Origin of the sequence: Micromonospora sp. NRRL B-16802, assembly GCF_001279555.1 — a bacterium.
Taxonomy (GTDB): Bacteria; Actinomycetota; Actinomycetes; order Mycobacteriales; family Micromonosporaceae; genus Micromonospora; species Micromonospora profundi.
The window spans coordinates 171,847-185,646 of sequence record NZ_LGEB01000024.1 but is presented as its reverse complement, the minus strand read 5'-3'; the positions used below and the strand labels follow the sequence as shown (position 1 = coordinate 185,646).

General features: G+C 70.8%; 13 protein-coding genes and 1 pseudogene. 8 read left to right on the top strand and 6 right to left on the bottom strand.

Annotation, left to right across the window (positions count from 1 at the left end; all coding sequences use genetic code 11):
* Positions 1 to 1,205 (top strand): annotated as a pseudogene (locus tag ADK66_RS05610) (endo-1,4-beta-xylanase); the annotation flags it as partial.
* A 147-nt stretch (positions 1,206 to 1,352) separates the two neighbouring features.
* Here the strand turns inward: ADK66_RS05610 and ADK66_RS05605 are convergent.
* Genes ADK66_RS05605 through ADK66_RS05590 form a run of 4 tightly spaced genes read right to left on the bottom strand, consistent with a single transcriptional unit; the run spans position 1,353 to position 4,311 of the window.
* Entirely contained in the window at positions 1,353 to 1,685 is a 333-nt protein-coding gene (locus ADK66_RS05605; protein WP_053652806.1) for a putative quinol monooxygenase, read from the bottom strand.
* 13 nt (positions 1,686 to 1,698) lie between these two features.
* On the bottom strand, positions 1,699 to 2,526 hold the full coding sequence (locus tag ADK66_RS05600; RefSeq protein WP_053652805.1) for a PIG-L family deacetylase: 828 nt from the start codon (positions 2,524 to 2,526) through the stop codon (positions 1,699 to 1,701).
* A 43-nt stretch (positions 2,527 to 2,569) separates the two neighbouring features.
* The gene (gene prfH / locus ADK66_RS05595) at positions 2,570 to 3,175 is read right to left on the bottom strand and encodes a peptide chain release factor H (protein ID WP_053652804.1); all 606 of its coding nucleotides are present in this window, start codon (positions 3,173 to 3,175) and stop codon (positions 2,570 to 2,572) included.
* Complete coding sequence (locus tag ADK66_RS05590) at positions 3,172 to 4,311, bottom strand: RNA ligase RtcB family protein (protein ID WP_053652803.1); 1,140 nt, start codon at positions 4,309 to 4,311, stop codon at positions 3,172 to 3,174. Before ADK66_RS05590 ends, prfH begins: the two co-directional genes overlap by 4 nt.
* 207 nt (positions 4,312 to 4,518) lie before the next feature.
* Between ADK66_RS05590 and ADK66_RS05585 the strand changes: the two genes are divergently transcribed.
* The gene (locus ADK66_RS05585) at positions 4,519 to 5,091 is read left to right on the top strand and encodes an adenylate kinase (RefSeq protein ID WP_053652802.1); all 573 of its coding nucleotides are present in this window, start codon (positions 4,519 to 4,521) and stop codon (positions 5,089 to 5,091) included.
* Here the strand turns inward: ADK66_RS05585 and ADK66_RS05580 are convergent.
* Positions 5,041 to 5,691: a class I SAM-dependent methyltransferase gene (locus ADK66_RS05580; RefSeq protein ID WP_231639912.1), complete on the bottom strand. Its 651-nt coding sequence runs from the start codon at positions 5,689 to 5,691 to the stop codon at positions 5,041 to 5,043. The two genes, ADK66_RS05585 and ADK66_RS05580, sit on opposite strands and share 51 nt — an antisense overlap.
* 237 nt (positions 5,692 to 5,928) lie before the next feature.
* Between ADK66_RS05580 and ADK66_RS05575 the strand changes: the two genes are divergently transcribed.
* Positions 5,929 to 6,678 carry an SDR family oxidoreductase gene (locus tag ADK66_RS05575; RefSeq protein ID WP_053652801.1) on the top strand — a complete coding sequence of 250 codons (750 nt, stop codon included), beginning with the start codon at positions 5,929 to 5,931 and terminating at the stop codon, positions 6,676 to 6,678.
* 3 nt (positions 6,679 to 6,681) lie between these two features.
* Here ADK66_RS05575 and ADK66_RS05570 read toward each other — a convergent pair whose 3' ends face one another.
* Positions 6,682 to 8,874, bottom strand: a complete 2,193-nt coding sequence (locus ADK66_RS05570) for a hypothetical protein (protein WP_231639911.1) — start codon at positions 8,872 to 8,874, stop codon at positions 6,682 to 6,684.
* A 230-nt stretch (positions 8,875 to 9,104) separates the two neighbouring features.
* Here ADK66_RS05570 and ADK66_RS05565 point away from each other — a divergent pair, with 230 nt between their 5' ends.
* The 5 genes from ADK66_RS05565 to ADK66_RS05545 all read left to right on the top strand — a co-directional run bounded on the left by ADK66_RS05565 (position 9,105) and on the right by ADK66_RS05545 (position 13,611).
* A complete protein-coding gene (locus tag ADK66_RS05565; RefSeq protein ID WP_082377241.1) occupies positions 9,105 to 10,322 on the top strand; it encodes an aromatic acid exporter family protein in 1,218 nt (405 codons plus the stop codon).
* 62 nt (positions 10,323 to 10,384) lie between these two features.
* Complete coding sequence (locus ADK66_RS05560; protein ID WP_053652798.1) at positions 10,385 to 10,918, top strand: hypothetical protein; 534 nt, start codon at positions 10,385 to 10,387, stop codon at positions 10,916 to 10,918.
* A 74-nt stretch (positions 10,919 to 10,992) separates the two neighbouring features.
* The gene (locus tag ADK66_RS05555; protein ID WP_053652797.1) at positions 10,993 to 11,835 is read left to right on the top strand and encodes a DUF4097 family beta strand repeat-containing protein; all 843 of its coding nucleotides are present in this window, start codon (positions 10,993 to 10,995) and stop codon (positions 11,833 to 11,835) included.
* A gap of 34 nt (positions 11,836 to 11,869) precedes the next feature.
* Positions 11,870 to 12,826: an ATP-binding cassette domain-containing protein gene (locus tag ADK66_RS05550; RefSeq protein WP_053652796.1), complete on the top strand. Its 957-nt coding sequence runs from the start codon at positions 11,870 to 11,872 to the stop codon at positions 12,824 to 12,826.
* The gene (locus ADK66_RS05545) at positions 12,823 to 13,611 is read left to right on the top strand and encodes an ABC transporter permease (RefSeq protein ID WP_053652795.1); all 789 of its coding nucleotides are present in this window, start codon (positions 12,823 to 12,825) and stop codon (positions 13,609 to 13,611) included. The genes ADK66_RS05550 and ADK66_RS05545 overlap by 4 nt, the downstream gene beginning before the upstream one ends.
* The last annotated feature ends 189 nt before the right edge of the window (positions 13,612 to 13,800 follow it).

Genomic DNA, 13,800 nt, shown 5'->3' with positions numbered 1-13,800 from the left:
CTGAACCGCGAGTTCAACAGTGTGGTGGCTGAGAATGAGATGAAGTGGGATGCCACCGAGCCGCAGCAGGGTCGGTTCAGCTATTCCGGTGGTGATCGTCTGGTCAGTCACGCGCAGGCCAATGGCATGAGTGTGCGGGGTCATGCGTTGTTGTGGCACCAGCAGCAGCCGGGTTGGGCGCAGGGCTTGTCGGGCAGCGCGTTGCGTAACGCGGCGATCAACCATGTGACGCAGGTGGCCACCTACTACCGGGGCAAGATCTATGCCTGGGATGTGGTGAACGAGGCGTTCGCCGATGGTGGCAGTGGTGGGCGGCGGGATTCGAATCTGCAGCGCACCGGTAACGACTGGATCGAGGCGGCGTTCCGGGCTGCGCGGGCCGCGGATCCGGGTGCGAAGTTGTGTTACAACGACTACAACACCGATGGGATCAACGCGAAGTCGACGGGTATCTACAACATGGTGCGGGACTTCAAGTCCCGTGGTGTGCCGATCGACTGCGTCGGTTTCCAGTCGCACCTGGGTACGACGTTGGCCGGTGACTACCAGGCCAACCTGCAACGCTTCGCTGACCTGGGCGTTGATGTGCAGATCACCGAGTTGGACGTGATGAGGACGTGATGACCGGCTCCAACCAGGCCAACATCTTCGGCGCGGTCACCCGCGCCTGCCTGGCCGTCACCCGCTGCACCGGCATCACCGTCTGGGGCGTGCGCGACTGCGACTCGTGGCGCGGGTCGGACAACGCGCTGCTGTTCGACTGCAACGGCAACAAGAAGTCCGCGTACGACGCCGTGCTGAACGCCCTCAACAGCGGTACGCCCATCCCGACGACCCCGCCGCCGACCCCGACCACCCCGCCGCCGAACCCGACCACGCCTCCGCCGAACCCGACGACTCCTCCGCCGGGGCCGAGTGGGTGTTCGGCGTCGGTGACTGTGAACTCGTGGACCGGCGGGTTCGTGGTGAATGTGAAGGTGACAGCTGGTTCGTCCGGCACGAGGGGTTGGAACGTCGCGCTGACGCTGCCCGCTGGGGCGAGCGTGACGAACACCTGGTCGGCCACGGCCAGTGGCAGCAGCGGCTCGGTGCGGTTCGCGAATGTGGACTACAACGGTCAGCTTGCTGCCGGTCAGGTGACCGAGTTCGGGTTCCAGGGCACGGGCACCGCCTCGGGCCTGGCGCCCACCTGCACCGCCAGCTGATCACCGAAGTGCGCTGCGCCAGCCGACACGGCCAGCGGTAGGACGACAGTCGAGCCGGTGCCCGGCCTGGGCGCCGGCTCGACGTACCCCCGGGGCAAAGCGCCGACGCGGCCCGGAGCGCCGACGCGGCCCGGGCGGTGAGGCCGGTCAGCGGCCTTCGGGAACTGCCATCTCGCCGAGCAGCGACCAGTCCTGCTGCGGCACCGTGGTGTTGACGATGCGCGGCGTCTCGGCCAGGTGCGGCGGCAGGTGCTCCTGTGCCGCGCGGAAGTGCGCCGACTGCACGTGTGCCCCGCCGGCCTCATCGTCGCGGAACGCCTCGACCAGGACGTACTCGGTCGGGTCGTCGAGGCTGCGGGACCAGTCGAACCACAGGCAGCCCGGCTCGGCGCGGGTCGCCTCGGTGAACGCGGCGGAGATCTGGGGCCACTGGTCGGCGTGCTCCGGCAGCACCCGGAACTTGGCGGTAATGAAGATCATGGCACCAGGTTACTCAGCGTAGGCCGGCGAAGAGGTCGTCCTCGGGCAGCGGCGCGTCAGTGGTGTCCCGCACGCGGACGAACGTCTCGACGCCCATCAGCTCGGTGAAGCGCTCCCGGCCCAGTTGCAGGAAGAAGATGTTCTCGGTCTGGCTGGCGTGCGCCGCCAACGCGTCGAACTTCTGGTCGCCGTATGCCTTCGTGTCGACCCAGGTGCTGATCTCGTCGTCGGGCAGGCCGAGCGCCGGCTCGGGCGACGACGGGTCCGGGTCGGCCCACTCGATGCCCAGCTCCTTCATGATCCGGCCGAAGTCCTCGAACGCGGTGCGGGGCACGGTGGTCCAGTAGACCTTCGCCGCAACGTCGGTCTGCGCAACGGCCGCCATCGTGATGCGGTGGGCCTGGATGTGATCCGGGTGGCCGTAGAAGCCGTTCTCGTCGTAGGTGACGACGACGTCCGGTCGGTACCGGCGGATCAGCTCGGCCAGCCGGTCCGCCGCCTCCGCCACCGGCGTGGACCAGAACGAGCCGGGCTGGTCGTTCGTCGGCCAGCCCATCATCCCCGAGTCGCCGTAGCCGAGGGTCTCCAGGTGGGTGACCTTCAACGCCGCGCAACTGGCCTCAAGCTCGGCCTGGCGCATCGCCACGACGGCGGCGGGATCGTGACCGGGGTCGCCGGGCTTCACCCCGCCGGGCCCGTCACCGCACCGGCCGTCCGTGCAGGTCACGAGGACCGTCGTCACTCCCTCGGCCGCGTAGCGGGCCAGGACGCCGCCGGTGCTCGTCGCCTCGTCGTCGGGGTGGGCGTGCACCGCCATCAGGGTCAGAGGTCGCTCAGCCATGCCACCACCCTACGGGCATCGACGCCGGGGAACGGACCATCGCTCATCGTTCGGTGCGGACGGGGTCGCCCCGGACCAGGTAGTCGTGGATGCGCCACCGGGCGGTGGTCACCGCGCGCCGGGCCGCCTCGTCTCCGGCCTTCATGCGCTCCCGTAGCAGGCGCAGGGCGATGGCGCGGTTGAGGCTGAACTGCCGTTCCCTGTCCACCACCACGACGAGCCCCGACGGGCGGTGGGTAGCCCGTACCGCGGTGCTTGCCTTGTTCCGGTGCTGACCGCCGGGGCCGCCGGTGCGGCACGCCACGACGTCGACGTCCGCCTCCGTGAACGTCGTCGTCCCGGCGTCGCCCGGCGGCGGTTGCGCTGTGACATACCAGTTCTTCCGGCCGTGGCCGGGACGGTAGGGGCTTGGCCCCTGCCAGCACAGCGTGCCCGTCCAGGAGGCGGCGAACGCCTCGGCGTCGGCACCTGATATCTGGATCAACGCCGACCGGTAGGTGCCGGACTGGTTGCCCGGCACCACCTCGACGCGACGGACCGTCAGGCCACGCCGGGCGGCTTCGCCCTCCAGCCGGCGCAGCAACCGGGCCAGCGCCCAGGCGCACTCCTGCGGGCCGTGCCCGCTGGACAGCAGCAGCCGCGTACTCATGATCGGCTCCGCCCGCGGCGCTGGCGGTCCGGTCGTGGCGTGGCCCCCGCTGCCGGAGTCTTGTAGGTGATCACCGGAGTCGTTGTGGCCACAGGTGTGGCAAGCCGGTGCTCGACCAGGTCACCGATCACCTGCTCGATCCTCTTGTACGCGGTGGGAGCCTCCTCGAAGAGCAACTGGCGGTCGCCGCACACCACAAGCGACCCCACCGGCGTGCGACGCAACTCCTCGACAGTGTGCTTGGCCCGACCGCGGCGCAGGGCGTCGGCGCGGGACATCTTGCGGCCCGCGCCGTGCGCCACCGAGTGGTTGGCATCGGGGCCGGCGTGCGCGGCCACGAGGTAGGACGCCGTGCCCCGCGTACCGGCGATGAGCACGTCGCGGCCGTCACCGGGCGCCGCACCCTTGCGGTGCAGGTAGACGCCGTCGCGGACCTCGACCAGGTTGTGGCACTGGTCGACGATCGGCTCGGTCGGTTCGGCACCCAGAGCGTGCGCGACCCGGGCGGCAAGCAGCCGCCGGTTGAGTGAACCCCACCGCACGGCGTCGTCGTGAGCGGCCAGGTAGACGTCCGGGTCCGGCGCGGGGCCGGCGCCGTGAACGCTCGTGTGCGCCCGCAGGATCCGCTCACCAAGGCCGCGCGAGCCACTGTGCACGATGAGTACGAGGTCACCGGCGTCGAGCCCGAGGCGGCTCGCGTGCCCGGGGTGCGCGACGGTGTCGACGCGGGCCAGCTCGACGAAGTGGTTGCCGCGCCCGACCGTAGCGAGCCCGTCCAGGTGACCTGCGGGTATCGCACCCCGCAGGACATCCCAGGCCCTGTCGTCGGCGTCCTGCTCCGGGTCGAGCGGGCGGTCGAGGTCGGGGAACCGAGCCGCCAGCCGCTCCGGTACGACGCGCTTGAGCCGGAAGGGGAACACGGCGATGCCGCAGCCGATGTCGGATCCCACCAGGTGCGGGTACAGCACGCTCGACGCCATGGCAGCGCCGATCGGGGCACCCTTGCCCGGGTGCAGGTCCGGCATGCCGGCAACGTGGATCATTCCGTCGAGGGCGGCCACCTGTCGGCACTGCTCCAGCGCGTCGGACTCGATCCAACTCGCGGGAGAGGCGAACACGGTGACGGTGGCCGGCATGGACGCGGACAGAGACTCCCCAGGGGAGTTGTGCTCAGACAACGACGCTCACTTCTCGCTGAGAACGCAAGGGACGGACGGTGATACGGCACCTGTCGGCCTCATGCGGCCCGGTGCGGCGAGGTGGCGCCCGTCAGTACGTCATGGGGAGCACTCTGGCCGAACTCGTCCTCGGCGGCAACCGACTTTCGCGCGTACGCTTCCGCGATGAGCGCACCACGGCGCATCCTGGTCTACGGGGTGTACGGCGCCGGCAAGACCACGCTGGCGCAACAGTTGGCCGGGCGCCTCGGGTTGCCGTGGTATCCGGTGGACGACCAGTTGTGGTTGCCGGGCTGGGTCGAGGTGCCCGTCGAGCAGCAGCGCAGCCGGATCGAGGCCATCTGCCGCCGGGACACGTGGATCCTCGACGGTGCGTACCACGGGTGGCGGGACGTACCCCTTGCGCGCGCCGACCTGGTGGTGGGCCTGGACTATCCGCGGTGGCTGTCGTTCTGGCGGCTGCTGCGTCGGACAATGCGCCGGCTCGTGACGGGCGAGGTGATCTGCAACGGCAACCGCGAGTCGCTGGGCAGCGTGTTGTCCCGGGACTCGATCCTGCTCTGGCATGTCGGCGCGTTCGGCCGGGCGCGACGGCGGATGCGCGCCTGGCAGAGCGATCCCGCCGTACCGCCGGTGCTGATGTTCCAGAGCCCGGCGGCCCTGGACGCCTGGCTTGCCGGCCTGCCCTCAGCTGCGGCCGGGCTCCCGCCTGATCGCCCGGCCCAGAACGCAGGGTGAGGACGGGCTGGAACTCGTGGCCGGGAACCGGAAGCGGCGCAGCTCCCCGATGGCGAACCCGGCGGTGCCGATGGCGGCGGTGGTGTCGCGGGCGGTGTGGCAGCCGCCGAACAGTTTCGGCCAGAGCGTCGCGTCGGACAGCCGTTGGATCCGGCGCAGGCGTCCGGGTTCCTCCACTGCGACATGCTCGAAGAAGCGCAACTGGCCGCTGGGGCGCAGCACGCGGTGGATCTCGGCGAGCGCGTCCGCCTGGTCGGTCACGCTGCACAGCACCAACGCGACCACTGCCGCGTCGAACTCGCCGTCCCCGGCGGGCAACGCCTCGGCCAGACCGTCGACCACGGTGACCGGGACCGGCGCGGTCGTTGCGGCCCGGATGGCGGCGGCCCGCAGCCGTGGCTCCGGCTCGACCGCCACGACCTCGGTGACGCCCGGCGGGTAGTGGGGAAACATCCGACCGTTGCCGGCACCGACTTCGATCACCCGGCCGGACAGGCCGGCGACCAGGTCCCGGCGGAACTCGTCGAGGCCGGCGCGGTCCATCGCCACACTGAGCCGCTCGTAGACCCGGGCGAACACCGGGTGGGACACTGCGGCCACGTCGACCTCCCGCTGGGTGTGGGTGCCGGCCCCCCCGTGTCGCCGGCGCCTGCCATCAGCAGGCTAGCGGGCACCCGCCATCAGCAGGCCAGCCAGGCGCTTCGGCGACGGCAATCATCACGCCTGATCTCTGCGCCTCGGTGAGGCGCAGCTCCGTAGGCTGGAATCGGCCCACTGGGGCGCCGTTCCGGTACAGCGGCTCGATCCGACGCCTGAGGGACAGGGAGTGGTTCGATCATGAAGATCGTCGTCATCGGTGGCAGTGGCCTCATCGGCTCCAAGCTCGTCGGGATCCTCGCTGAGCAGGGCCACGAGGCGGTGGCGGCGTCACCGAAGACCGGTGTGAACACGCTTACCGGCGAGGGAGTGGCCGACGTGCTCGCCGGTGCGGACGTGGTGGTCGACACCTCCAACTCTCCGTCGCTCGACGGCGGGGCCGCGCTGGAGTTCTTCGAGACGTCCACCCGGACCCTGCTCGCCGCCGCGACGGATGCCGGAGTGCGGCATTACGTGGCGCTCTCGATCGTGGGCAGCGATCGGCTCCCGGACAGCGGATACATGGCGGCGAAGGTCGCCCAGGAGCGGCTCGTCGCCGCGTCCGGGCTGCCGTACTCGCTGGTGCACGCCACGCAGTTCTTCGAGTTCGTCCAGGGCATCGTCGACGCCGCGACGGACGGCGACTCCGTACGCCTGGCGCCGGTGCTGATCCAGCCGATGGCGGCCGACGATGTCGCGGCCGGGGTGTCGGCGGTCGCGGTCGGTGCGCCGACGAACGGCGTCGTCGAGATCGCCGGCCCGGAGCAGTTCCGCCTCGACGAGCTGGGTCGGTCCGTGCTCGCTGGCCGGGGCGACCCCCGTTCGGTCGTGACCGACCCCGACGCCCGCTACTTCGGCAGCGTGCTGGGCGAGCGCTCGCTCGTTCCCGCCGACGGCGCCCGCATCGCCGGCACGCGCCTTGACGCCTGGCGCGCCCGGAATGCGGCGTGACAGTCACGATGGGCCGAGGCGGCGTGCCAACTCCCGTACCGCGTCGGTGAAGGTCTCGTCGGATTCGCACGGCCAGTGTCCCTGGATCGGCGGGGGCACGCTGTCACCCGGCGGGGTCACCACGTCGATGGGGTCCCGCTGACGACGATCCACTCTGGACGCCGGATCGCTGGTCGGACCGTGGGTGGGGAAGATCCGGCCGCCGATCGAGTCGGTGTCGCGCCACAGGTTCACCCATCGCCAGCCGATTCGCTCGCCGATCTCGCGCAGCACCGCGTCGTCGATGTACGCGGGAAAGAGCCGCGCGTAGAGCCGGCGCAGCGGTGACCCGTGCGTGAGCAGCGCGACGCGGGCGCCGATCCGTGGCGGCAGTTGGAGCACTGTCGCGGCGAGCAGGACCGAGCCGTGGCTGTGACCGGTGAGCACCACTGTGTCGCCGCGTTCGACCAGGTAGATGATTCGTCGGGTCAGCTCCGGCACGGCGCGTTCGGCGTAGCAGGGTGGCGCGAACGGGTGGGCGGCCCGGGGCCAGAAGGTGCCGAGGTCCCAGATGACACCGACGTGCCGCCGGAACGGGACGGTCCGGTACGCGAAGATTCCGCCGATGATCAGGGCGAGGATGACCGCCGCGATCTTCCAACTGCCGAGCGCGATGCCGAAGGTGATCACGTCGGCGGGCACTCCCACGTACCTTTCGGCGACGTGGCTGGGAAACACCCCCAGCAGGCCGATGGTGGTGGTGGCCATGCCGACGCCGGTGAGGCAGGCGAAGACGACTGCCAACAGCACCAGTTTCTCGGTGAACAGTGCCTTTGCTATCGCGTCGCGGACCTGCCGCAGTCGTGGCAGGGCCTCCGCCGGCCGATCTGGGTAGTCGCGTGCGACGACCGTCGCCGCGGCGCGGTTCCGGCCAGGGCGGGAGAACACCACGACAAAACCGGCGACGACCGTCGTGACCAGCACGGTCCGGAAAAACCCGAAGATCGCCCAGGTGTACGCCCCGGGCGGGCCGGCAGCGAGGCCCTCCCCGGTCGGCAGGTTGCGGTCCAGGAAGTCCGCCACCCGGTAGACAAGCTCCGAGGAGTACGCCACCGCAATGCTGATGGAGATGGATGAGATGGCCAGCGCTCCCAGACCGAAAAGCGGACTGCCGTCGCTCTGGCGGTCCCGGTGCCGGAGCAGGACCCCGCCGAACACGGCCAGCAGTGTCGTCTGGGCGATGCACAGCCCCGCCAGGATCGCCTCGTAGCCGGGCAGCGTGCGCCCCTCCTGCCATGGCTCGGGGCTGGTCAGCACGTGGATCACCGCCAGGGCGGCAAGGATGACGGCGATGGTCCGTAGCGTGCGCGTGATCGTGTCGAGTCGGGTGTTTGTCGGAGCCCTGTCGATCAGCGCGGGGGTGCACAGCAGGCCCACACAGGCGGTCAGGACCACGCCGGTGGCGACCGCCAGCGTGAGCGTGGCGGCTGAGGCACTGTTCGTGGCGCGGGCGGCGAGCAGGACGGTGCTCAGCGTCGCGAACGCCGCAGCGACGTGTACGGAACGGAGCCGCCCCACAAGCGGTTCGGCGTCCCACTTGCCGACCGCGCTGAGCCGATGCCCGCCCAGCTCCTCGTCGGGTGCCCGGAACGCCTCGAACGATCTTCCGGGTCGGTTGCTGAGCCGCCAGACCAGGGCGATCGCGGCGGCCGGGACCAGCGCGAGCACCGCCAGCCGCACCCCGATCCGCTGCCCGCTCAGCCAGGACAGCCAGCTTCGCCCGGCCAGGCAGCGGGATGACGTCAGGCACTTCCAGGCGACAAGGTCCAGGGCGACGCCCGCGACGGCCAACACGTACAGCACGGTGAGCATCAGTGCCAGCACCCGGCACAGGGATTTGACCACCGCCTCCGAGCCCGGCTTCGCGGGGCGCATCCAGATCGCCACGTTGGCCAGCATGAACGGCAGCAGGAACACCAATCCGAGGGTCCGGGCCACGGTCCCAGAGGGCAGGTCACCCCAGCGGTACGCCTCCAGCGTCACGCCCGGTACGCCCTCCGGCGCCGGTCCGGACGGGCGTATCCGGAAAAAGCCCCCGCTGCGGTCGCCGGCGACCTGCGCCGACTGCTGTAGACCCAGCATCTGGTCGGCTCCGGCGCCGGAGACTCCGTGCACCCGCAGTTCGATGATGTCGCACGAGGTGTCGCGCCCGTTCAACAGTGCTGATCCATCCGCCATCGCCCCCCGAGGCGTTCCGGCAGCCCGGCCGACTATCCGGGCCGGGGACGCCCCGCCACCGGTGTGGCGGACCCGCGTCTACCCCGGTTCGGCGGAGCCATTCGTGCGGTGTCGTCCTGCCGCGCGAGTTCGGAACGTCCGGTCGGCCCGGCGACGACCGGCCGTCGTCCCGGCGGGCATGAGTCGGGCCGACCCGGGTAGCCGCCGCCATGGCGGCTGCCGGTCGGTCGGGAACGGACGGGGGAGCTCCGACCCGTACCGATGATTCCGCGTGGGCGGGCCTCGCGGCAACGGTCGCCCGGCTCCGTGAGCGTGCGGTGGCGACGCTGCGGGACCGTCTGCGTCGGGTGGGGGCCATCGGTGGCCTGGCCCTGCAGGCCGGGCTGGCCGCCGCGTTGTCCTGGCTTGTGGCGCACGACATCCTGCACGTCTCCCAGCCGGTGTTCGCGCCGATCTCCGCCGTGTCGACCCTCGCTGCGTCGGTCGGCCAACGCCTCCGCCGTATCGTGGAGCTGATCATCGGGGTGTCCGTTGGGGTGTTCGTCGGTGATCTGCTGCTGGCGGCGTTGGGCACCGGGGTGTGGCAACTCGCGCTCATCGTCGTGCTGGCGGTCCTCGTCGCGCTGTTCCTCGTCGGCAGTGCTGCCGTGGTGCTCCAGGCCGGCGCGACGGCGGTGCTCATCGCCACCCTCAGCCCTTCCGTGCGGGACCTGGAGATCCCGCGCTTCGTGGACGCGCTCATCGGAGGTGGCGTGGCGCTGTTGGTCACCGCCGTGCTGCTGCCCCTGAATCCGCTGCGTGTGCTCAACCGGGCCGCCCGGCCGGCGTTTGACCTGCTCAGCACGCAGCTCGACGCCACCGCAGCGGCGTTGGCAGACGGCGACGCCGGCCCTGCCCGGACCGCTCTGGCGGCGTTGCGGCAGAACAAGGGGGAGTTGAGCGCGCTCGTCGAGGCGACCCAGGGTGCTCGGGAGGCCAGCACCCTGTCGCCTGTGCACTGGCACGAGCGGCGCGGGCCGGTGGGTCGGTACGCGCGGGCGGCGGAGCCGATCGACCGGGCGATGCGCAACACCGGCACGCTGATCCGCCGGGCGGTGAGTCTGATCGAGGACGGTGAGCCGGTTCCGGCGTCGATGCCGCAGGCGGTCACCGAGCTGGCCGACGCGGTCCGGCTGCTCAAGCAGCAGTTCGCCGCCGGTCACGAACCCGATCGGGCGCGGGTGCGGGCGTTGCAGGCGGTGTGCAGGGCCGGTGACGCCTATCGGGAGGGGGTCGGCTTCTCCGGTGCCGTCGTGGTGGCTCAGGTCCGGACGACTGTCAGCGATCTGCTGGTGGCGACCGGGCTGACCCAGGAGGCAGCGAACCGGCTGGTCAGGCGTGCTTTCGGAGAGCTGGTCCGGCACGACGCTGCCGACGCGGGCGAGTGAGATGGCATCACTCTGAGCCTAAGGTGTTGCGTGCTGAGCCAAAGTGGTGCCATCATGGCGTCATGGATTTGAGGCCGTACGTCGAGAACCTGCGTAACGAGTTCGCCGTCGCCGCCGAGGGCGTCGACCCGGACGGCCGGGTGCTGGCCGAGCGGCTCTTCACCCAACTGGAGGCGGCGACCCACCTCACGCTGCTGGAGGCGCTGTCCGACGCGGCCGACGAGATCACCCGCGACCTCGCTCCGGGGTCGGTGCACGTCCGGCTACGCGGGCGCGACCCCGACTTCGTGGTGACACCTGCCAACCCGCCGACCAGCGGGCCGGCCGAGCAGACCGAGCAGTCCGGGCCGGCGACGCTGCCGGCGCCCGTGCTGCCACCGGACGGCGACGACGGCGGCACGTCGAGGATCAACCTGCGCCTTCCCGACCACCTGAAGGCAAGCGTCGAGGAGGCCGCCGGCCGGGCCGGGCTGTCGGTGAACGCCTGGCTGGTGCGGGCTGTCGCCGCTGCCGTCGGGGCCGGTGACGCGGACCGTCGCCCCGCCCGCCGGCCGGAGCCCCGCGCCGGCCAGCACTTCACCGGCTGGGCGCGCTGACCGCCCGCTCCCTCTTTCCTTTCCACCCCGCTCACCAGCGGCGACACCCGCTGGCATCCTCCCGGGAGACCACCATGCCTGTTTTCGACACACCCGAGCCCATCTCCGTGCATGTCGAACTGCCCGTCGGCGACGCGTGGATCTCCGCGTCCGACCGCACCGACACCGTCGTCGAGGTGCGGCCCCGCGACCCGTCGAGCAAGGTCGACGTGAGCGCCGCCCAACAAACCACGATCGAGTACGCCTCCGGCCGACTGACGATCCGGGTGCCGAAGAGTTGGCGCCGCTACGGCCCCGGCCCCGGGCCCTCGGTCGACGTCCTCATCGAGGTGCCGGCCGGCTCACGGATGCACGCCGAGGCGTCGTGGGCGGCGTTCCGCGGTGAGGGCCGGCTCGGCGAGTGCCACGTCAAGACCGGCGGCGCGATCCGACTCGACGAGACCGGGCCGCTGGACATCGACACCAACCACGGCGAGGTCACAGTGACACGCGTCGACGGCCCCGCCCGGGTGAAGGCGTCCTCCGGCAAGGTGCGCCTCGGCGAGGTCGACGGCACCGCCGAGATCAAGAACTCGTCCGGCGACTGCTGGATCGGCCGGGGCGGCGGAGACATCCGGATCAACACCGCACACGGCGACATCGCCATCGACCAGTCGGCGGCCTCCGTGACGGCACGCACCGCGTACGGCAACGTGCGACTCGGCGAGGTCGCCCGCGGGTCGGTGGAGTTGCAGACCTCGTACGGGGCCATCGAGGTCGGCGTCCGGCGCGGGACCGCCGCGTGGCTCGACGTCGGTTCCCGCCACGGCCGGGTCCACAACGCCCTGTCCACGACCGACAGCCCGGCAGAGACCGACGAGACCGTTGAGATCCGGGCCAACACCTCCTACGGCGACATCATGATCCGCCGTGCCTGACCGCCGGGCGACACCGGACACGAATCGAGGAGCCATGACCCTGCCAACCCAGCCCGCGATCGTCGCGAGCAGCCTGCGAAAGTCCTACGGCGACAAGGTGGTCCTCGACGGCATCGACCTGGAGATCCGCGCGGGAACGATCTTCGCGCTGCTCGGTCCCAACGGTGCCGGCAAGACCACCACCGTGCAGATCCTGTCCACCCTCATCGCCGCCGACTCCGGCCAGGCCAGCATCGCCGGCCACGATCTGACCCGGGAGCCGTACGCGGTCCGCGCGCTGATCGGCGTCACGGGCCAGTTCTCCGCCGTCGACAGCCTGCTCACCGGGCGGGAGAACCTTCGCCTCATGGCCGACCTGTGTCACCTGGGCCGGGCGGCAGGTCGACGGCGTACCGCCGATCTGCTCGACCAGTTCGATCTTGTCGAGGCGGCGGACAAGCCGGCGGCGACGTACTCCGGTGGCATGCGACGGCGGCTCGACCTCGCCATGACACTTGTCGGCGAACCCCGCGTCATCTTCCTCGACGAGCCCACGACGGGCCTCGACCCGCGTAGCCGCCGCGCCATGTGGCAGATCATCCGCGACCTCTCCGCCGGTGGGGTCACCATCCTGCTCACCACGCAGTATCTGGAGGAGGCCGACCACCTCGCCGACCGCGTCGCGTTCCTCGACCACGGCCGCATGATCGCCGAGGGCACCCCGCACGCGCTCAAGCGGCTCATCCCCGGTGGGCACGTCGTGTTGCGGTTCGCCGACCAGGACGGGCTCGACGCGGCGGCCCGTACGTTCGCCGGTGCGACCCGGGACGACGCGGCGCTCACCCTCCAGGTCCCGAGCGACGGCGGCGTCGGATCGTTGCGCTCAGTGCTCGACCAGCTCGACAGCGCGTCGATAACCGTGGCCGGCCTCGCCGTGCACACCCCCGACCTCGACGACGTCTTCCTCACCCTCACCGGCCAGACCGACAAGGAAGGGGCCCTGGTGCGATGAGCACCCTCACCCTCGCCGCCCGCGATTCGGGCACGATGTTGCGGCGCAACCTGCTCCACATGCGGCGCTACCCGTCGCTGACACTCATGCTCGTCGGCATCCCGGTCATCCTGCTGCTGCTCTTCGTGTACGTCTTCGGCGGCACCCTGGGCGCCGGCCTCGGGCCCACCGGTGACCGCGCCGATTACGCCAACTACGTCACCCCGGGCATCCTGCTCATCACTGTGGCGAGCGCGGCGCAGGGCACCGCCATCTCGGTCGCCATGGACATGACCGAAGGCATCATCGCCCGTTTCCGTACGATGGCGATCTTCCGGCCGTCGGTGCTCACCGCCCACGTGCTCGGCAGCCTCATCCAGGCGTTGCTCAGCCTCGCGGCGGTCACCGGGGTGGCGCTGCTCGTCGGGTTCCGGCCCAACTCCACGGCGATCGAGTGGATCGCCGTGATCGGCGTCCTCGCCATGATCACTTTCGCGGTGACCTGGTTGTCGGTCGCGCTCGGCCTGGTCACCAAGAGCGTCGAGACGGCAAGCAATCTGCCCATGCCGCTGGTGCTGCTGCCCTTCCTCGGCAGCGGGTTCGTCCCCACCGACTCGATGCCGACCCCGGTGCGGTGGTTCGCCGACCACCAGCCCTTCACACCGGTCATGGAGACCCTGCGCGGCTTGTTCTTCGGTACCGGTATCGGCAGTAACGCGATCGAGGCGGTCGCGTGGTGCGCGGCCATCAGCGTGGTCTGCTTCTTCTGGGCCAGGGCGTTGTACAACCGCGACCCGAGCGCCTGACCCGACACGCACCCGTCGTGACTCGCGGCGCAGTCCCGGCCGAGGCGAGGCGCGAACGGGGGTGGCCCGCACGATTGCCCGACAGCCCGGCCCCGATGGGCCGGGCTGTCGGCTGTCGGCGCGGACGTGGTTCGCGTCGGCCCCGGAGCACGCTCGACCAAACATCAAATGTTATCGATAACAATGCGC